Below are 18,375 nucleotides of genomic sequence, written 5' to 3' on the forward strand. Positions count from 1 at the left end.
TGCCACCGTTCGGTGCGTACGGACGGCCCGTACGCACCGCCGTAGGCCCAAGGAGGCCCGCATGACCACCTCGACCTCTCCCCTCGCCGCCCGGGGAAACCGCCCGGCCCGGGACGCGTCCCGGCTGCTGCGCACGGTACTGCGGACCGACAGCGCGAGTACGGCCGCGTTCGCGGTGCTGATGCTGGCCGCGAGCGCGCTGACCGCCACGCCGGTCGGGCTGCCGCGCGGACTGGCGGTGGTGTCCGGGTGCGGGATGGTGTGCGGCGCGGCGGCGTTCTGGCTGCTCGCCCGGCAGCCGGTACTGCCGCGCCGCCTCGTGGCCGGCGCGATCGCGCTGAACGTCGTGTGCGGCGCCGCGTTCGCCGTCCTGGCCTGCACCGACCTCGTCCCGCTGACCGGCTTCGGCCGGCTGTTCCTGGGCGTGGGCGCGGCCGTCGTCGCGGTCTTCGCGGACCTGGAGTACGTGGGCCTGCGCCGTATCAGCTGATACCTGGGCGCGCGCCGCGCGCCAGCCGCAGCGTGAGGATCCGGAACGGCCGCAGCGCCACGGCCACCCGCCCGCCGGCCGTCACGGCGTACGAGGGCGCGTCGGCCAGCGGCCGTTCCAGCAGGTCGGTGGCGTACGCCTCGGCCACCGGGAAGCCCGCCGTCAGCGTGGCCTCCGCCCGCCCGCCGGCCGCTTCGTACAGCCGCACGACCACGTCGCCACCCCGGTCCTCGGCGAGCTTGACCGCCTCGACGACCACCGCGTCGTTGTCCACGCCGACCAGCGGCGCGACCTCCCGCGAGCCGGGCACCGTGCGCTCCGGGAGGTTGATCCAGTGCCCCTCGCGCACCGCGTCCAGCGTCCCCGCACCGGGCGCCAGCGCGTACCGCAGCCGGTGCCGGCCCTGGTCGGTCTCCGGGTCCGGGTAGCGCGGGGCGCGCAGCAGGGAGAGCCGGACGGTCGTGGTCTGGCCGCCGTCGGGCCGCATGTCGCGGGTGACGTCGTGCCCGTACGTGGAGTCGTTGACCAACGCCGCGCCCCAGCCGGGCTCCTCGACCTGGAGCCAGCGGTGCGCGCAGATCTCGAACTTGGCCGCTTCCCACGAGGTGTTGGTGTGGGTGGGCCGGTGGACGTGCCCGAACTGGGTCTCGGCCGCCGACCGGTCGGCCTTCACGTCCAGCGGGAAGGCGGCCTTGAGAAGCTTCTCCCGCTCGTGCCAGTCGACGTCGGCGGTCAGGTCCACGACGGCGGCACCGGCGCGCAGGGTGAGCGTCTGGACGACCGTGGAGCGGCCGAAGGCACGGGTCACCTCGACGGTCGCCGCGTCCGGGCCGTCCGCCGCCAGCCGCAGCTCCGTCACGTCGGTCAGGTCGGTGACGCGGTGCCGGTAGAAGGCGTCGATGTCCCAGGCATCCCAGAAGTTGGGCAGGTCCGGGTGGAGCTGGAGGAGGTTCGCCGCGCGGCCCGGCGCCAGCGCCTCGCGGCGGGCCCGCAGGTCGTACGCGGAGACCAGCAGCCCGCGGCCGTCGATCTCGGTGCGCAGCAGCCCGTTGCTGAGGATCCAGCCGCCGCCGGGGCGCGCGACCGCGGTAACCTCCGCGCCGCGCCCGACCGCCGCACGGGCCGCGCCGCCCGCCGGTACGCCGTGCCGGGCGTGCGGCGCCCCGTTGAAGACGATCTCGTCGCTGCCCGGCCCGGCGAGTGTCCGCTGCGCGCCGTCGACGATGTCGCGCAGCTCGGCGTGGACCCGCGCGTAGGTCTCCCGGGCCTCGCGGTGCACCCAGGCGATCGACGAACCGGGCAGGATGTCGTGGAACTGGTGCAGCAGGACCGTCTTCCACAGCCGCTCCAGTTCTTCGTACGGATACGCGTACTCCGGTACGCGGACCGCGGCGGTCGCCGCCCACAGTTCCGCCTCGCGCAGCAGCGACTCGCTGAAGCGGTTGCCCTGCTTGGTCTTGGCCTGCGAGGTGTACGTGCCGCGGTGCAGCTCCAGGTACAGCTCGCCGACCCACACGGGCGCGGCCGCCGCGTACTCCTCGTGGGCCTGCTCGAAGAAGGCGGCGGGGCGCTCGATCGCGACGCGCGGCGAGCCCTCCAGGTCGCGGCAGCGCGCCGCGCGCGCCAGCATCTCGCGGGTCGCGCCGCCCCCGCCGTCGCCGTGCCCGAAGGGGACGAGGGAGCGGGTGCCGCGGCCCTTCTCGCGGTAGTTGCGTGCCGCGTGCGCCAGTTCGCGGCCGCTCAGGTCGGAGTTGTAGGTGTCCACGGGCGGGAAGTGGGTGAAGACACGGGTGCCGTCGATGCCCTCCCACCAGAAGGTGTGGTGCGGGAAGGCATTGGTCTGGCTCCAGGAGATCTTCTGGGTGAGGAACCACCGCGCGCCGGCCAGCTTCACCAGCTGGGGCATGGCCGCGGTGTACCCGAAGGAGTCCGGCAGCCACACCTCCTCGGTCTCGATCCCGAACTCCTCCAGGAAGAACCGCTTCCCGTAGAGGAACTGCCGGGCCATGGCCTCCCCGCCGACCATGTTGGTGTCCGACTCCACCCACATCCCGCCGACCGGCACGAACTGCCCGGCCGCGATCTTCTCCCGCACCCGCGCGAAGACCTCGGGCCGGTGCTCCTTGATCCAGGCGAGCTGCTGCGCCTGCGACATGGCGAAGACGAACTCCGGGTGGTCGTCCATGAGGGCCGTCATGTTGGCGCAGGTACGGGCGACCTTGCGGACGGTCTCGCGCAGCGGCCACAGCCAGGCGGAGTCGATGTGGGCGTGGCCGACCGCGCTGAGGCGGTGTGCCGAGGCGTGGGCCGGTGCGGCGAGCACGGCGGCCAGCTCGGCGCGGGCGGCCTCGGCCGTACCCGGTACGTCGTCGGTGTCCAGGGCGTCCAAGGCGCGTTCGAGGGCGCGCAGGATCTCGTGGCGGCGCGCGTCGTCCGCCGGGAGCTGCTCCATCAGCCCGCCGAGCACCTCCAGGTCCTGGATCAGCTCCCACACGACGGGCTCGAAGACGGCCAGGTCCAGGCGGTTCAGGCGGTAGAGCGGCGCGTCACCGGAGGTGAGCCGGTCGCCCTCGTACGTCGGCCGCTGGACGTTGAGTACCGGATTGGCGGCGGCCTCGACGTACAGCTCGACCTCCTCGCCGCCCGCCATCCGGTCGCCGATCCGCACCCAGTCGTTGCGCGGATTGAGCGCCTTCACCGCCTCGCCGCCGGCCCGGTAGACCAGGCCCTCGCTCTGGAAACCGGGCATCATCCGGTCGAATCCCAGGTCCAGTACGGCCTCCACGGTCCGGCCCGCCCACTCCCGCGGCACCTGTCCGGTGACCTTGAACCAGTTGGTGCCCCAGGCCGGGCCCCACGCCTCGCCCGCCGCCGCCGGCGCGTACGGCGCTGCCAGCCCCTCGGCCACCGGCACCGGCTCGCCCGGCGCGTCCCAGCGGCCCACGGTGAGCGGCACGGACGCGCTGTACAGGGCGGGCCTGACGCGTTCGTCCAGGACGCGGCGGAGGCGGTGTTCCACGATGCTGCGGTCGTCGTGCATGCGGCTGCTCCGGTGGGTGCGTGGGGAGACCCGGCGAGTACGGCCCTGCCTTCACAGCCTGCCCGGTGGGGGCGCTGAGCCATGCACGGCGCGCCCGCCGTGCATGGTTGCGCGCCCGCCGTACCGAGTGGTCCACGCCATTGACCCGGGCGGCGGGTTTCCGCATTGCGACGGCCCGTCGGACGCGGTGGGGTCGCCCCTATGACAGCGTTCAAGGATCTGACACTGCGTCGCACAGTCCCGGTCGCCGTCGCCGCCTCGGCCCTGGCCCTGACGGCCCCTCATGACGCGACCGCCGTCGACGCGGCAGGCACCTATGCCCGCCCGATCACCGCTCCGTACCACGTGACGGCGCGGTACGGCGTGCCCGGCGACTGGGCCGCCGGGCACCATCCAGGGGTGGACTTCGCCGTGCCGACCGGCACGCGCGTCCGCTCGGTGGGCTCCGGCACGGTGGTACTGGCCCGCCGCTCCGGCGCCTACGGAAAGGCGGTGACCGTTCGCATGCGTGACGGTCACTACATCGTGTACGGCCACCTCTCCCGCATCGCCGTCAAGAAGGGCCGCCATGTGGGCCCCCGCACCCGGCTCGGCTCCAGCGGCTCGACCGGGCGCTCCAGCGGCCCGCACCTGCACTTCGAGGTGCGCGACGCACGCGGTTACGGCAACGACGTCAACCCCATGCGCTACCTGTCCCGGCACGGCGTGCACATGAGGTGAGACCGGGCAGCCCGCCCGCTCGCGCCCGCTTCTTCGCGTCCGTCTCCGCTGCCGCCCGGCCTCGCTCGGTGCGGACAGGACACCGCGGAGAAACGGGTGTTGAGCGCGGTCCGGGCGGGACCTCCGGGTTGGCCGATCTGCGCCCGGGTATCCGACACCCCCGTACGAGGAGGGATACATCGAACGCGGGCCCGGGCGCCACGGCATCTCCCACGCCTTTTTACGTTTATCTCCGCGACCCCGACGGCCAGCGGGTGGAGATATATACCTCCGACTATTACACCGGGGGCCCCGATCACGAGACGCACCGCCGGCACGTCCACGACGACCGGCGGCGCGAATTCCGGGGCAATGCCGCTGCGCCCGGTGACCGGCGCGCTGCTGGACGAGTCGGCGGTCCAGGTGGGGCCGGCGGACCGGTCCGACCCGCCCGCCGCGTCCTCGGCCGGCGGCCCGTCGGCCACGGTCGCGTCCGCTCAGCATATTTACCCAAGGGCCTTCTATTGCAGAAAAACATGAACCGGTCGGCATTCCCGACGGCCGTAAAATCAAACTCGAATTACCTGGATGCCACGTTTCTTTGCGGCTTTTTCTTCGTTGACGGAGTATGCCTGAGACAACCATTCCGCGAATGCGGCAACTCGGTGGCTGGCACCTGAGTTCGGCAGTCGCCGCCGGCCGCCCGGACGTACACCTGGAGCGTGCCGGGCAGCGCGTACGGCTGGAGCACACCGGCGACCTGCTGGAGGTGCTGCTGTCGGCGCTCGACGGCATCGAGGCCACCCTGGGACCGCGGGACCGCGCGGAGCGCCCGCCGCGCATCAGACGGTAGGCGCCACTGCCGGTTCCGGCCGCCCCGCGGCTCGCACCGGCCTCCCGCCCCGGTCCCGGTCCCATCGATCCCACGAGAGCCGACGTGTACGACACTCCCCAGGCCCCCTACCCGACCGGTCCCGCGCACCCGGGAGGCGCCGGCCATCCGGACGGCCCCGGATACCCGGGCGGCAGTACCGGATACCCGGACGGCTCCGGGCGGCACCGGCTGCCGCGCCAGACCGCCGACGGGCTCGACACCGCCCCCAGCCTCGCCGGCATGCCGCTCTTCCGCGACGACATGATGCTCGGCCACGACGACATGGCGCTCGGCACCACGTCGGACGGCTGGGACGCCGCCGTGGTGGAGGAGCTGGAGGGGGAGCTGGCGCAGCTCCTGGAGACGGCTGAGCAGCCCGTGGTGGCGCCGCAGCCCACCCCGACCCCGGCCGTGCCGCCCACCCGGCACCGCAAGACCTCGTTCCTCCGCAGCCACGTCGCCACCTGGACCTGGCAGCGCGTACTGAGCCTGGTGTCGGTGACGCTGACGGCCCTGATCGTCATCGCGGTGAGCATCCTGGGCGCCCTCGCGACCTACCCCTCGCTCCGCGCCCTGGCCGGCGGCGTCGCGCCGCGCCACATCGCCGACCTGTGGCCGCTGCTGATCTACGGCCCCTGGATCGCCGCCACGCTGTCCATCCTGCGGGCGCGCGCCTACCGCCGCCGTACCGCGCAGTCCTGGCTCGTCGTCATCTTCTTCGCGGCCGTCGCCATGCTGCTGTGCATCGCCCACACCCCGGCCACCCCGGCCGGCATCACCGTGGCCGGACTGCCGCCGGTGACCGTCCTCCTCTGCTTCCACCAGCTCGTCCGCCAGCTGGACCTCTCCCCCGCACCCCAGGTCGTCGCCCGCCACGCCCAGAACACCAAGGGCGGCAGCCACCGCCAGCGCGTGGGGTCCTGAGCGGCACCCCCGCCCCGGCCGCGGAGCGCACCACTCGATACGAATACGAAAGAACCCCTGCCGGAGTTCCCGGCAGGGGTTCTGATGTCTGTGGACCTGAGGGGATTCGAACCCCTGACCCCCTCGTTGCGAACGAGGTGCGCTACCAGCTGCGCCACAGGCCCTTGCGACGAGTGAAACTCTAGCATCCTTGCGGCCGTGCTCGGAAATCGCTTCCGGCGCTGGTCAGGAGTGGCGGGTCACTCGTTCGCGGCGCGCGGGCGGTCCAGTCCCTCGTCGGCCGGAGCGGCGAACTGGTCGAAGAGCGGAGTACGGCCGCGGCGGCCGCCGGCGGGGCGGTCCCGGCCCGGCGCCGGACGGGGATCCGCGTCCGCGGCACCGGTGCCCGCGACCGGACCGGAGCCGTCGGCGGGCGCCCCCGCACCGCCCGCCGTACCGGACCGGGCGGAGCTCCAGGCGTCGTCGGCGGTCAGGTCGACATGGCCGTTGGCGCGCGGCGCCACGGGGGCGGTGACGTACGTCGGCAGCGGCACCGGGACCGGCTCCCAGCCGTCCCCGTCGCGACGGCCCCGGGGGCGCTGCGGGTCTGCCGACTCCGTATGCCCGGCCTGCTCGACAAGAGGGCGGCGGCCCGCGCTCGGCGCGGGCTCGGGGCGCACCGGCTCAGGCGCGGGGCCGGCCGGTTCGGCGGGGGTCTCCTCGGCGGGCGCCTGGTGGCCCGCCTGCGGAGGGCGGGCGCGGCGCCCCTCCCGGAGCCGCTGGGCCGCGACCTCGGCCCCCCGCTGGTCCATCGTGAAGGCGAACCGGCGGCGCTCCTGGAGGCGGAGGTACACGATGTACGCGCTCAGCAGGGCGGCGGGGACGCCGGGGGCCCACAGGAAGGTGACGCCGCCCACCCCGGCGACGACCGCGCCGATGGAGAAGACGAGGAAGAGGACCGTGATCGTGCGGCGGCGTCGCGCGAGGACCCGGGCCCGCTTCGTGCGCTCGGCGGACGAGGGACGCGGAGGCGCGGCGGCGTGCGAGGGAACCGGGCCGTGCGGCTGGACGGCCGTGGGCGCGGCCTCGCGCTCCTCGGGGGCGCGGGCGTCCGCCGCGGACGTGCCGGGCGGGCGGTCCTCGTCCGCGGGCGTGCCTGCTGACCGGACGCCGGCCGCGTCGGCCGGTGCGTCCGGGTCCCGTTCCCCGCTCGCATCGTCGGCCGAGCGCCCTTCCTGCCCCTTGGCGTAACGGCGTTCCATCGCCGCCCGCCCCGACAGGAGCCGGATGGCGGTACTGAAACGCTCCGTAGGACGGGCCTCATTGAGTTCGTCCTGCCTACGGAGCCACATCGGCACCAAGTAGGCGGCCCAGGCCCCGACGATGACTGCGTAGATGAGGCCGCTGCTGCTCACGCCTCACACGGTAGAGGGGTTTGAGCGGGGCCATCCGCCAATTGAGCCGGTGTGTCGCACGATCTGGCTGATATCTCGAACTTTTTTTGTGATTGTTGCGATCAACGCACTGTTGAATGTGTCGAATTGATGGATTAATTCGAACAGATTTTTTATTTGTGGGATGTCCCTGGGGTGCCCGGCTTCTCGCGGTGCCACCGGGCGAGCAGCCCGCCCGGCACCTCCTCCGCCGTCAGCGCGAAAACCAGGTGGTCACGCCAGGCCCCGTCGATGTGCAGATAGCGCGGCCGCAGCCCCTCCTCGCGAAAACCGAGCTTTTCCACCACCCGGCGGCTGGGCACGTTCTCCGGGCGAATGCACACCTCGATGCGGTGCAGGCCGACCGTACGGAAGCAGTGGTCCACCGCGAGCGCGACCGCGGTGGGCATGACACCGCGCCCCGCGACGGCCTGGTCGACCCAATAGCCGATATGGCCCGAACACATCGATCCCCAGGTGATCCCGGCGACCGTCAGCTGCCCGGCCAGCCGGCCCTGGTGCTCGACGACGAAGGGCAGCATCCGGCCCGCGTGCGCCTCCGCCCGCAGGTGCCGCACCATCTGACGGTAGGTCGGCCGCTGGACCGGCGGCGCACCGGGCGGCGCGGGCGGGATGGTGGCCTCCCACGGGCGCAGCCAGTCGCGGTTGCGCCGGTTGACCTCGCGCCAGGCCCGCTGGTCGCGCAGCCTTATCGGGCGGAGGGCCGTGTCGCCGTCCGCCAGCTCCACCGGCCAGGGCGCGTTCAGTGCGTACTCCCGGCCGGTCTGGGGTGGTCGCCGCCGCGGAGCTGGTCGACGGCGTGGACGAGCAGGCGTTCCAGTACGGCGAGGCCGTCGCGGACGCCCCCTGTGGAGCCGGGCAGGTTCACGACGAGGGTGCGGCCCGCGACGCCCGCCAGGCCCCGCGAGAGCGCCGCCGTGGGCACCTTGGCCAGGCCCTCGGCCCGGATCGCCTCGGGGATGCCGGGCACTTCGTAGTCCAGCACCCGGCGGGTCGCCTCCGGGGTGGCGTCGGTGGGCGAGATGCCCGTACCGCCGGTGGTGACCACCGCGTCGAAGCCGCCGGCCACCGCGTCGCGCAGCGCGGCCTCCACGGGGTCACCGTCCGGGACCACCCGCGGGCCCTCGACCTCGAAGCCGAGCGCGGTGAGCGCCTCGGCGATCAGCGGGCCGCCCTTGTCGGCGTAGACCCCGGCGGCGGCCCTGTTGGACGCCGTCACGACCATGGCCCGGTACGGGCGCGAGGGGGCGGCCGGGGTGGAGTGCGCGCTCATGCGCCCGCCTCCGCGTCGCCCTCGCGCACCCAGTCGCCCGACTTGCCGCCGCTCTTCGCCTCCACCCGTACGTCGGTGATGACCGCGCCCTTGTCGACGGCCTTGACCATGTCGATCACGGTGAGCGCGGCGACGGTGACCGCGGTGAGCGCCTCCATCTCCACGCCCGTACGGTCGGTGGTCTTCACCGTCGCCAGGATCTCCACGGCGTCGTCCGCCACCGACAGCTCCACCTTCACGCCGGAGACGGCCAGCGGATGGCACAGCGGGATCAGGTCGGGGGTGCGCTTGGCGCCCATGATGCCGGCGATGCGGGCGGTGGCCAGGGCGTCGCCCTTGGGAACGCCCTCGCCGCGCAGCAGCTCGATCACCCGCGGCGCTACCAGGACCCGGCCACTGGCGCGGGCCGTGCGCGCGGTGACGTCCTTCTCGGATACGTCGACCATACGGGCCGCGCCCGCCGCGTCGATGTGGGTGAGGTGTTGCTGGCCGCTGCTCATCGTTCTCCTGGTCCGGACCGTGCCGCGCCTGTGCGACGACACCGTACCCGCAGCGGAGGACCGTCACCCGGCCAGCCGGGCGCTACGGGAGAAGCGGGCCACCCGGGGGCGGCAGCGCGCCACCCGGGCCGGCCGCCCCCGGAGGAGCGGCTATCCGAGGAGGACCACGTCCACCTCGTCCCCCGCGGCGACCTCCGTGACGTCCTCGGGCACCGCGATCAGGCAGTTGGCGTGCGCGAGCGCCTTGACCAGGTGCGAGCCCGCGCCGCCCACCGGGGTGACCGTGCCGGACACCGGGTCGTGGCGGCCGCGCAGGAACTGCCGCTTGCCCCGGGGCGAGGAGGCGATGTCCTCGGTGCAGCGGGCCCGCTCGGTGTACCGGTGCACGTCCTGCAGGCCCATCAGGGCGCGGATGGCCGGGCGGACGAACAGCTCGAAGGACACGTAGGAGCTCACCGGATTGCCGGGCAGCGCCAGCAGCGGGGTGCGGTCCGGACCGATGAGCCCGAAGCCCTGCGGCTTGCCCGGCTGCATGGCGAGGCGCCGGAACTCCACGCTGCCCTCCTCGCCGGAGAAGTCCGCCAGCGTCTCCTTGACCACGTCGTACGCGCCGACGCTGACGCCGCCGCTGGTGACGACGATGTCGGCGCGGATGAGCTGGTCCTCGATGGCGGCGCGCAGCGTGTCGGCGTCGTCGGCGACCGCGCCGACCCGGTAGGCGAGCGCGCCGGCGTCGCGGGCGGCGGCGGTCAGCGCGAAGCTGTTCGAATCGTGGATCTGGCCGGGACCCAGCGGCTCGCCGGGCTGGACCAGCTCGCTGCCCGTGCCCATGACCACGACGCGGGGGCGCGGCCGCACCTTGACGGTCGCGCGTCCGATGGCGGCGAGCAGGGCGATCTGCGGCGGCCCGATGACGGTGCCGGCGGCCAGCGCGGGCTCACCGGCGGAGACGTCGCTGCCCCGGGCCCGTACGTAGGCGCGCGCCTCCACGGGGCGGTGCACCCGGACCTCGCCGCTCGCACCGGCCGGGTCGGTGCTGCGGGCGCGCATCGTGGTGGCGGGGCCGCCTCCGGTGCCGCCGTCGGTCCACTCCACGGGGACGACGGCCTCGGCACCCGGGGGCAGCGGGGCGCCCGTCATGATGCGGGCGGCCTCGCCGGGCCCGACAGGGGGCAGGTCGCCGCTGCCTGCCGCCACGTCACCGACGACGGTGAGGGTGGCGGGGTACTCCTCGGTGGCCCCCGCCACGTCGGCGACGCGGACGGCATAGCCGTCCATCGAGCTGTTGTCGAAGGGGGGCAGCGCGACCGGCACCGTGACGTCCTCGACCAGGACGCACCCCTGGGCGTCCAGCAACTGGAGCTCGATCGGCTCCAGCGGACGGATCTTGGACAGGACGTCCTGGATGTGGTCGGCCACCGACCAGACGCGGTCGGGGTGGCTGGTCCGGTCGGTGGTGGCGCTCAAAGCCCTACATCTCCTCGGTGACGTAACTGCGCAGCCAGGTCCTGAAGTCGGGGCCCAGGTCCTCACGTTCGCATGCCAGTCTGACAATGGCACGCAGGTAGTCGCCACGGTCTCCGGTGTCATAGCGGCGGCCCTTGAAGACGACGCCGTGCACGGGGCCGCCCAGCGAGGGGTCGGCGGCCAGCGCCTGCAGGGCGTCGGTGAGCTGGATCTCGTTGCCGCGGCCCGGCTCGGTCTTGCGCAGCACCTCGAAGACGGCCGGATCGAGCACGTACCGGCCGATGATGGCGAGGTTGCTGGGCGCGTCGGCCGGGTCGGGCTTCTCGACCAGGTCGGAGACGGTCACGACGTCGTCGTCGCCGGTAGGGGCCGCGGCCGCGCATCCGTAGAGGCCGATCTGGGCGGGGTCGACCTCCATGAGGGCGATGACCGAACCGCCGTACTCCTCCTGGACCTGCACCATGCGCTGCAGCAGCGGGTCCCGGGGGTCGATCAGGTCGTCGCCCAGGAGGACGGCGAAGGGCTGGTCGCCCACGTGGGGCTCGGCGCACAGGACTGCGTGGCCCAGACCGCGCGGGTCGCCCTGCCGTACGTAGTGCATCGTCGCGAGGTCGCTGGACTCCTGCACCCGGGCGAGCCGGGACTGGTCGCCCTTGCGGCTGAGCGCCTCTTCGAGTTCGTAGTTGCGGTCGAAGTGGTCTTCCAGCGGGCGCTTGTTGCGGCCGGTGACCATCAGGACGTCGGAGAGCCCGGCGGTGACGGCTTCCTCCACCACGTACTGGATGGCCGGCTTGTCGACGACCGGCAGCATTTCCTTCGGGGTCGCCTTGGTGGCGGGCAGGAAGCGGGTGCCGAGGCCGGCCGCCGGGATGACAGCCTTACGGATCCGAGTACGCGATTCAGTCATGCGCCACACGATAACCGGAGCTTTGTGACAGTTCATGATTGTCCGGTGAAAAGCGCATGAGAGTGGAGCAAGGGCGCACAGTGACCACGAACGACGCTAGGAAACGCGGGTTGCGGCGAGACCTCATCGAGATGAGGAACTCGTTGCCTCTAAGTGACGTATCCGCGGCCGGATCGGTTCTGTCCGAGCGGGCGCTGCAGCTCAGGGAGTTGGCACAGGCCCGGACGGTCGCCGCTTACGTGTCCATCGGCCGGGAGCCGTCCACCCGCGCGCTGCTGGACCGGCTGCGGGAGGCGGGCGTGCGCGTACTGCTGCCGGTCCTGCTGCCGGACAACGATCTGGACTGGGCGGCGTACGAGGGCCCTGAGCGGCTCGTGAAGGCCGGACGGGGGCTGCTGGAGCCCGCGGGGCCCCGGCTCGGCCCCGAGGCCGTCACGGGCGCGGGAGCGGTGTTCCTGCCGGGTCTGGCGGTGGACCGGCGGGGCCTGCGGCTCGGTCGCGGGGGCGGCAGTTACGACCGGGTGCTGGCGCGGCTGGAACGCGCCGGTGCCACGCCCGCGCTGGTGGTGCTGCTGTACGACGGCGAGGTCCTGGAGGAGGTGCCGGCCGATCCGCACGACCGGCCGGTGCAGGCGGCGGTGACACCGTCGGGCGTGCACCGGTTCTGAAAACGCGATTGCCGGGGCGGACGGGCCACCCCGGCAATCACTGGAACCACCGCGTCACGGCGACAGCGTCAGCGTGTCCTTCGTCGCGGCCTTGACGGCCTTCTCCGAGAAGGCCCACGGCAGCAGTTCGCCCTTGACCCACTTGCCGGTCTGGTCGTCGTAGTGCGCGTTGTACGCGTGCCCCGAGGCGCCGGTGAGGTTGATCCAGCGCGACTTGTCGAGGTCCGCGAGGTTGACGACCATCCGCATCGAGGGCACCCAGACGACCTGGTAGCCGCCGGCCGCGTTCCAGCCGGTGGCGTCCACGGCCGCCTCGCCGCCGCCGAGGTTCCACGGGCCGCGGTTGAACAGGCCCTGCAGCATGCCGGGTCCGTCCGTGCCGAGCGTCTGGTTCTTCAGCGTCAGCTGGTGCAGGCGGCCCCAGCTCCAGGTGTTGATGTTCTTGCCGAGCTTGGCGGTCAGCTCGTAACGCGCGTCCTTCATGGCGTGCGCGAGGAGCTGGTCGCGGTTCTTGTCACCGGGGCGGCCCGGCTTGTCCTCGGTCTTCCACCAGTCGTTGCCGGGGTCGTCGAGCATCTTCCGCACGACCTCGTACCAGCGGTCGCCGCCATCGGGCTGGGCGGAGTCCTTGGCGCGCTCGCCGCATTCGCGCACCCACTTCTGCAGGTCGTCGGCCGGCCCGGTCTCGTCGGCCGGGTGGACCGTCAGGCACTGGCCGTCGACGCGCAGCTCCTTGGGCATCTTGTCGCCGAAGGCGAGCTCAAGGGTGTTGCGCCAGACCGCGTTGAAGTAGGCGGCGGCCGCCGAGTCGGACTCCTGGGTGTAGTTCCAGCCCTCCAGGAGCTGCTGGGCCTCGCGGACGTACGGGTCCTTGACGTCGAGCTTCAGCAGGTACGGCGTGAGCAGTTCGGCGATCTCGCTGCTGTTGTCCAGCTGCATCGTCTGCATGTCGTGCATGGAGACCTTGCCGCCGTCCTTGATCTTGGACTGGATCAGGTCGTTGATCCGCTGGCTGCGCGCTCCGTAGCCCCAGTCCCGGGTGATCAGGTACGGGTACTTGTCCTGGTCGATCACGGCCTGGTTGGCGGTCACGATGTAGCCGCTCTTGGGGTTGAGCTCCCAGGGCAGCGCGGACTGCGGGATGTAGCCGGTCCACCGGTACGCCGGGTCCCAGCCCGGTGCGGGCAGCGAGCCGTCTCCCTTGCCGCGTACGGGGATGCGGCCGGGCGCCTGGTAACCGATGTTGCCCTTGGTGTCGGCGTAGATGAGGTTCTGCGACGGCACCTCGAAGTTGTGCGCCGCCTTGCGGAACTCGTCCCAGCCAGAGGCCCGGCCCAGCTCGAACACGGCATCCATGGAGCGGCCGGGCGAGAGCGCGGTCCACTTCAGGGAGATGGCGTAGCCGTCGCCGCGGTCGGGCGCGGAGTTGCCCACGGGGGCGTCCTTGCCGACCTTGGTCAGTTCGCTGTCGCGGTCGGAGACCACGGGCCCGTTGTTGGTGGACCGTACGGTGATTCTGCGGCTGGAGCCGCCGGCGACCTTGATGGTCTCCTTGCGGGTCGTGAAGGGCACCTCACGGCCGTCGTACAGATAGCCGTTCTCGCCGACCTTCTCCAGGTACAGGTCGGAGACGTCGGCCCCGAGGTTGGTCATGCCCCAGGAGATGTCCTGGTTGTGGCCGATCACCACGCCCGGCATCCCGGAGAAGGTGAAGCCGGAGACGTTGTAGTTGCACTGCGGACTCTTCGTACGGCAGTGCAGGCCCATCTGGTACCAGAGCGAGGGCATCTGCGGCGCCAGGTGCGGGTCGTTGGCCAGCAGCGGCTTACCGGTGGTGGTGTGCTTGCCGGAGACGACCCAGGAGTTGGAGCCGATGCCGTTGCCGTTCGGGCCGAGCAGCGCGGGCACTTCGTCGAGGGTGTTCGAGAGCGACGAGAGCTGGCTCTGAAGGGACTGGGCCGCGCCGGCCGCGCTCCCGGACTGCGTGCCGCTCGCGGTGGCCTTGGGGTCGAACTCCTTGGTCGCCGGGTCGACGGCGCCGCCCTGCACGACCGGCTTGTTGCGGTCGTACGGGTAGGACGGGTAGAGCTCGGCGATCTGCTTCTGGGAGAAGCGGCTGGTCATCAGGGACCGGTCGATCTCGTCCTGCATGTTGCCGCGCAGGTCCCAGGCCATGGCCTTGAGCCAGGCCACGGAGTCGGCCGGCTTCCACTTGCCCGGCTTGTAGTCGTTCTGAAGGCCGAGCGCCGCGTACTCCAGGGACAGCGCCGAGTCCTCGTGGTCCCCGAGGTAGGCGTTGACGCCGGCCGAGTAGGCGTCGAGGTACTTCTTCGTGCTGGCCGACAGCTTGGTGTCGTACTCCTTCTGCGCGGTGTCGTGCCACCCGAGGGTGCGCAGGAAGGAGTCGGTCTTCACCTGACTCTTGCCGAACATCTCCGAGAGCCGCCCGGCCGTCATGTGGCGGCGGACGTCCATCTCCCAGAAGCGGTCCTGCGCCTGGACGTAGCCCTGGGCGCGGAAGAGGTCTTCGTCGGTGTCGGCGTAGATCTGCGGGATGCCGTTGCCGTCCCGCATGACGTCCACGGGGCTGGACAGGCCGGGCATCTTCAGAGACCCGGTGGTCTCCGGGTAAGAGGCGCGGACGGTGCTGACGCCCCAGAACGTCCCGTAGCCGACGCCCGCCACGAGCAGAAGCACGACCAAGATGACGACGAGGCGGGCGCGCCGCCCCTTTTTCTTCGGAGCGGGGCCGGACTTGTTGGCGGGCATCTCTGTCCTTCGAGGGGCAGGGTGGGAGTGCTGGAGCAACCATAGGCGCACCGGTTCGGCGACCCCTACGCGGAGTCACCACCAACGCGTCCGATATTCAAGCAATGGTAAATTGTTAGGGTCAGTAACTAGATACGGTAAGTAAAATCCGGGGAGCGCTCGCCCGGAAAGTCACGTGGAAGGACCCGGCCCCTGACTGTCGACCGCCTCAACGAACTCCTGCTGGTCTGCTCTTTCGTACTGCTCATCGCCGTGGCGGCCGTACGGATCTCCTCGCGCAGCGGGCTCCCCAGCCTGCTCGTCTACTTGGGGATCGGCGTCGCCATAGGGTCCGACGGCATCGGCGTCGTCTTCGACAACGCCGAACTGACCCAGATCCTCGGCTACGCCGCGCTCGTGGTGATCCTCGCCGAAGGCGGCCTCGGTACGAAGTGGAAAGAGGTCAGACCGGCGCTCCCCCAGGCCGCGTTGCTCTCCACCCTCGGCGTCGCGGTGAGCGTGGGGGTCACCGCGGCCGGCGCGCACTATCTGGTCGGGCTGGACTGGCGGCAGGCGCTCCTCATCGGCGCGGTGGTCTCCTCCACCGACGCGGCGGCGGTCTTCTCGGTGCTGCGCAGCGTCCCGCTGCCGGCCCGCCTCACGGGCGTCCTGGAGGCCGAATCGGGCTTCAACGACGCCCCGGTGGTCATCCTCGTCGTCGCCTTCTCGACCGCGGGCCCGGTCGAGCACTGGTACGTCCTCATCGGCGAGATCGCCCTGGAGCTGGCCATCGGCGCCGCGATCGGCGTGACGATCGGCTGGCTCGGCGCGTACGGCATGCGGCACGTGGCCCTCCCGGCCTCCGGCCTGTACCCGATCGCCGTCATGGCCATCGCGGTCTCCGCGTACGCCGCGGGCGCCCTCGCGCACGGCTCCGGCTTCCTCGCGGTCTACCTGGCGTCGATGGTCCTCGGGAACTCCAAGCTGCCGCACTCGGCGGCCACCCGCGGCTTCGCCGAGGGCCTGGGCTGGCTCGGCCAGATCGGCATGTTCATCCTGCTCGGCCTGCTCGTCACGCCGCACAACCTCGGCGACGACATCCTGCCCGCGATCGTCATCGGCCTGATACTCACGCTGATCGCCCGCCCGATGTCCGTCCTGCTCACCCTGCGGCCGTTCCGTATGCCGTGGCGCGAGCAGACGCTGCTCTCCTGGGCGGGGCTGCGCGGCGCCGTGCCCATCGTGCTGGCGACGATCCCCATGGTCGGCAAGGTCCCGGGGAGCGAGCGCGTCTTCAACATCGTGTTCGTCCTCGTGGTCGTCTACACCCTCGTGCAGGGCCCGACCCTGCCCTGGCTCGCCCGGCGGCTGCGGATCGGCGACAACGAGGAGGCGGCCGACCTCGGCATCGAGTCCGCCCCTCTGGAGCGCCTGCGCGGCCACCTCCTGTCGACCGCGATCGGGCCGAAGTCGCGGATGCACGGCGTGGAGATCGCCGAGCTGCGGCTGCCGGCCGGCGCCGCGGTCACCCTGGTCGTCCGGGACGGCACAAGCTTCGTACCGTCCCCCACGACCGTCCTGCGGCGCGGGGACGAGCTCCTGGTCGTGGCCACCGATCCGGTGCGGGACGCGGCCGAGCGGCGCCTCCAGGCGGTCTCCCAGGGCGGCAAGCTGGCCGGCTGGCTGGGCACGGGCGGGGCGTCGGCGCCCCGGCGGTGACCGGACGGTCGACGCCCCGCCGATCACAGGTGTGGGACAGATCTCACCGGCCGGATCGCAGGCCAAGGTGCCCCTTCGCCTGTAGCATTGAAGAAGCAATGCACGACACCCACTCTGCCTGATGCAGAGCTGGCGCGACCGCTCGGCGGCCGCGGTCCCCTGCGCACGCAGCCACCTCTCAGGTGCGGACCCGGTATCACTCGGTCCAGCGCGAGAGGACAGCTCTCGACGCGTTCTCCGTGATCACCTCACGGGCGCGTCACCAGGCGGCGGAAAGGCCCGGCCGTGGCATCCACGGTCCAGAACGCTTCGACGGCCCACGACGAGTCGCGAACCCCCGAAAGCGCTCCCGCGGGCGACCCGTCCGGCAAGCGCCCCGGATACGGGCAGCTCCTGCGCACCCCGGGAGCGTGGACCTTCGTCCTGCCCGGCTTCCTGGCCCGGCAGCCCTTCGCGATGCTCACCATCGGCATCGTCCTGCTCGTCCAGCACACCACCGGCTCCTTCGGGACCGCGGGCGCGGTATCCGCGGCCACCGGCATCTCGATGGCGCTGTTCGCCCCGCAGAGCGGCAAGCTCGCCGACCGCTTCGGGCAGCGCGCCGTGCTGCTCCCCGGTGTGGCCGTGCACGCCGTCTCCGTGGCGGCGCTGCTTACCCTTGCGCTGCTGCACGCGCCCCTGTGGGCCCTGCTGGTCGTCGCCGTCCCTACGGGAGCCTCGACGCCGCAGGTCGGCCCGATGGTGCGCGCACGGTGGGCTGCTCAGCTCAGCGACAGCCCCCTGATGCCGACCGCGGCCGCCTTCGAGTCCGTGACCGACGAGTTCACCTTCGTGGTCGGCCCGGTGCTGGCGACCGCGCTGTGCACGAGTGTCCACCCGGCGGCCGGGCTCATCGCCGAGGCGGTCCTGACGCTGGCCGGCGGCCTGCTCTTCGCCGCACAGCACCGGAGCCAGCCGGCCGCACACCGCACGAAGGAGGGCAGCGAGGCCCGCACCTCGGCCCTCTCGATCCCCGGTGTACGGGTCCTCATCGCGGTGTTCCTCGGCATCGGCTCGGTCTTCGGCGGCATGCAGGTCTCGCTGACGGCGTTCACGGAGTCCATCGGGCAGCCGGGCATCAACGGCGTGCTGTACGGGATCTTCGCGGCGGGCAACATGACCGCCGGCATCGTGTGCGGCGCGATCGCCTGGAAGGTCGGCCCGCGCCGCAGGCTGCTCGTCGCCTACGGACTGCTGGCGCTGGCCACCACCCCGCTGTGGGCCCTCACGGCGGTACCGCTGCTGGGCGCGACCGGCCTGGTGGTCGGCCTGTGCATCGCACCGGCCCTGATCACCGGCTACACCCTGGTCGAGTCCCTGGTGCCGGCCTCGGCCCGTACGGAGGCGTTCACCTGGCTGACCGGCGCGGTGGCGCTGGGCCAGGCCGCGGCCGCCACGGCCGCGGGACAGCTCGCCGACCGCTTCGGCCCCAGCGCCGGATTCTTCGTGCCGCTGGCCGGTACGGCGCTGGCCTTCCTGGTGCTCGCGGCGCTGCGGGGACGCCTGATTCCGCCCGGTACGGGGCGGATCGCGGCACGTGGGGTCGGTCACCGTACGCCGGTCACAGTGGACTGACGCGCCGGAATACTGCACT

At 72.2% G+C, this 18,375-nt stretch carries 15 protein-coding genes and 1 tRNA gene; 7 read left to right on the plus strand and 9 right to left on the minus strand.

Features of this window, described 5'->3' with window-relative positions:
• Positions 1–61 precede the first annotated feature (61 nt).
• Entirely contained in the window at positions 62–490 is a 429-nt protein-coding gene (locus ACZ4MH_RS15805; RefSeq protein WP_351595541.1) for a hypothetical protein, read from the plus strand.
• On the opposite strand, the gene ACZ4MH_RS15810 is transcribed toward ACZ4MH_RS15805, so the two are convergent.
• Positions 483–3,530, minus strand: a complete 3,048-nt coding sequence (locus ACZ4MH_RS15810; protein WP_351595544.1) for an alpha-mannosidase — start codon at positions 3,528–3,530, stop codon at positions 483–485. The two genes, ACZ4MH_RS15805 and ACZ4MH_RS15810, sit on opposite strands and share 8 nt — an antisense overlap.
• Before the next feature lie 201 nt (positions 3,531–3,731).
• Between ACZ4MH_RS15810 and ACZ4MH_RS15815 the strand changes: the two genes are divergently transcribed.
• From ACZ4MH_RS15815 to ACZ4MH_RS15825, 3 genes are all read left to right on the plus strand, one after another.
• The gene (locus ACZ4MH_RS15815) at positions 3,732–4,250 is read left to right on the plus strand and encodes a M23 family metallopeptidase (RefSeq protein ID WP_351595546.1); all 519 of its coding nucleotides are present in this window, start codon (positions 3,732–3,734) and stop codon (positions 4,248–4,250) included.
• A 631-nt stretch (positions 4,251–4,881) separates the two neighbouring features.
• Positions 4,882–5,082 carry a hypothetical protein gene (locus ACZ4MH_RS15820; protein ID WP_031051304.1) on the plus strand — a complete coding sequence of 67 codons (201 nt, stop codon included), beginning with the start codon at positions 4,882–4,884 and terminating at the stop codon, positions 5,080–5,082.
• A gap of 84 nt (positions 5,083–5,166) precedes the next feature.
• Positions 5,167–6,027: a DUF2637 domain-containing protein gene (locus ACZ4MH_RS15825; protein WP_351595548.1), complete on the plus strand. Its 861-nt coding sequence runs from the start codon at positions 5,167–5,169 to the stop codon at positions 6,025–6,027.
• Between the two features lie 91 nt (positions 6,028–6,118).
• Here ACZ4MH_RS15825 and ACZ4MH_RS15830 read toward each other — a convergent pair.
• From ACZ4MH_RS15830 to galU, 7 genes are all read right to left on the minus strand, one after another.
• Positions 6,119–6,191: transfer RNA gene (locus ACZ4MH_RS15830), tRNA-Ala, on the minus strand.
• 75 nt (positions 6,192–6,266) lie between these two features.
• Complete coding sequence (gene sepX / locus ACZ4MH_RS15835; protein WP_351595550.1) at positions 6,267–7,421, minus strand: divisome protein SepX/GlpR; 1,155 nt, start codon at positions 7,419–7,421, stop codon at positions 6,267–6,269.
• 152 nt (positions 7,422–7,573) lie between these two features.
• Positions 7,574–8,188 (minus strand): GNAT family N-acetyltransferase, encoded by a 615-nt coding sequence (locus ACZ4MH_RS15840; protein WP_351595552.1) that lies wholly within the window; start codon positions 8,186–8,188, stop codon positions 7,574–7,576.
• Between the two features lie 14 nt (positions 8,189–8,202).
• Positions 8,203–8,733, minus strand: a complete 531-nt coding sequence (locus ACZ4MH_RS15845; protein WP_351595554.1) for a MogA/MoaB family molybdenum cofactor biosynthesis protein — start codon at positions 8,731–8,733, stop codon at positions 8,203–8,205.
• Complete coding sequence (moaC, locus tag ACZ4MH_RS15850; protein WP_351595557.1) at positions 8,730–9,233, minus strand: cyclic pyranopterin monophosphate synthase MoaC; 504 nt, start codon at positions 9,231–9,233, stop codon at positions 8,730–8,732. Before moaC ends, ACZ4MH_RS15845 begins: the two co-directional genes overlap by 4 nt.
• Positions 9,234–9,383: 150 nt before the next feature.
• The gene (glp, locus tag ACZ4MH_RS15855; protein ID WP_351595560.1) at positions 9,384–10,700 is read right to left on the minus strand and encodes a molybdotransferase-like divisome protein Glp; all 1,317 of its coding nucleotides are present in this window, start codon (positions 10,698–10,700) and stop codon (positions 9,384–9,386) included.
• A gap of 4 nt (positions 10,701–10,704) precedes the next feature.
• Positions 10,705–11,607 (minus strand): UTP--glucose-1-phosphate uridylyltransferase GalU, encoded by a 903-nt coding sequence (galU, locus tag ACZ4MH_RS15860; RefSeq protein WP_351595563.1) that lies wholly within the window; start codon positions 11,605–11,607, stop codon positions 10,705–10,707.
• Between the two features lie 56 nt (positions 11,608–11,663).
• Here galU and ACZ4MH_RS15865 point away from each other — a divergent pair, with 56 nt between their 5' ends.
• On the plus strand, positions 11,664–12,275 hold the full coding sequence (locus ACZ4MH_RS15865) for a 5-formyltetrahydrofolate cyclo-ligase (RefSeq protein ID WP_351595614.1): 612 nt from the start codon (positions 11,664–11,666) through the stop codon (positions 12,273–12,275).
• Positions 12,276–12,329: 54 nt separating this feature from the next.
• Here ACZ4MH_RS15865 and ACZ4MH_RS15870 read toward each other — a convergent pair whose 3' ends face one another.
• Positions 12,330–15,044: a penicillin acylase family protein gene (locus ACZ4MH_RS15870; protein WP_351595566.1), complete on the minus strand. Its 2,715-nt coding sequence runs from the start codon at positions 15,042–15,044 to the stop codon at positions 12,330–12,332.
• Between the two features lie 192 nt (positions 15,045–15,236).
• On the opposite strand from ACZ4MH_RS15870, the gene ACZ4MH_RS15875 reads away from it, so the two are divergent.
• Both ACZ4MH_RS15875 and ACZ4MH_RS15880 read left to right on the plus strand, forming a co-directional pair.
• Positions 15,237–16,742, plus strand: coding sequence for a potassium/proton antiporter (locus tag ACZ4MH_RS15875; protein WP_351595617.1), 1,506 nt, complete (start codon positions 15,237–15,239; stop codon positions 16,740–16,742).
• A gap of 393 nt (positions 16,743–17,135) precedes the next feature.
• Complete coding sequence (locus ACZ4MH_RS15880; protein WP_351595620.1) at positions 17,136–18,356, plus strand: MFS transporter; 1,221 nt, start codon at positions 17,136–17,138, stop codon at positions 18,354–18,356.
• Positions 18,357–18,375: the final 19 nt, after the last annotated feature.

Source organism: Streptomyces sp. NPDC026301, assembly GCF_055567935.1.

Coding starts and splice junctions, on each gene's coding strand:
- ACZ4MH_RS15805 (WP_351595541.1), top strand. CDS start 62: ATGACCACCTCGACCTCTCCCCTCGCCGCCCGGGGAAACCGCCCGGCC.
- ACZ4MH_RS15810 (WP_351595544.1), bottom strand. CDS start 3,530: ATGCACGACGACCGCAGCATCGTGGAACACCGCCTCCGCCGCGTCCTG.
- ACZ4MH_RS15815 (WP_351595546.1), top strand. CDS start 3,732: ATGACAGCGTTCAAGGATCTGACACTGCGTCGCACAGTCCCGGTCGCC.
- ACZ4MH_RS15820 (WP_031051304.1), top strand. CDS start 4,882: ATGCGGCAACTCGGTGGCTGGCACCTGAGTTCGGCAGTCGCCGCCGGC.
- ACZ4MH_RS15845 (WP_351595554.1), bottom strand. CDS start 8,733: ATGAGCGCGCACTCCACCCCGGCCGCCCCCTCGCGCCCGTACCGGGCC.
- moaC (WP_351595557.1), bottom strand. CDS start 9,233: ATGAGCAGCGGCCAGCAACACCTCACCCACATCGACGCGGCGGGCGCG.
- galU (WP_351595563.1), bottom strand. CDS start 11,607: ATGACTGAATCGCGTACTCGGATCCGTAAGGCTGTCATCCCGGCGGCC.
- ACZ4MH_RS15865 (WP_351595614.1), top strand. CDS start 11,664: ATGAGAGTGGAGCAAGGGCGCACAGTGACCACGAACGACGCTAGGAAA.
- ACZ4MH_RS15870 (WP_351595566.1), bottom strand. CDS start 15,044: ATGCCCGCCAACAAGTCCGGCCCCGCTCCGAAGAAAAAGGGGCGGCGC.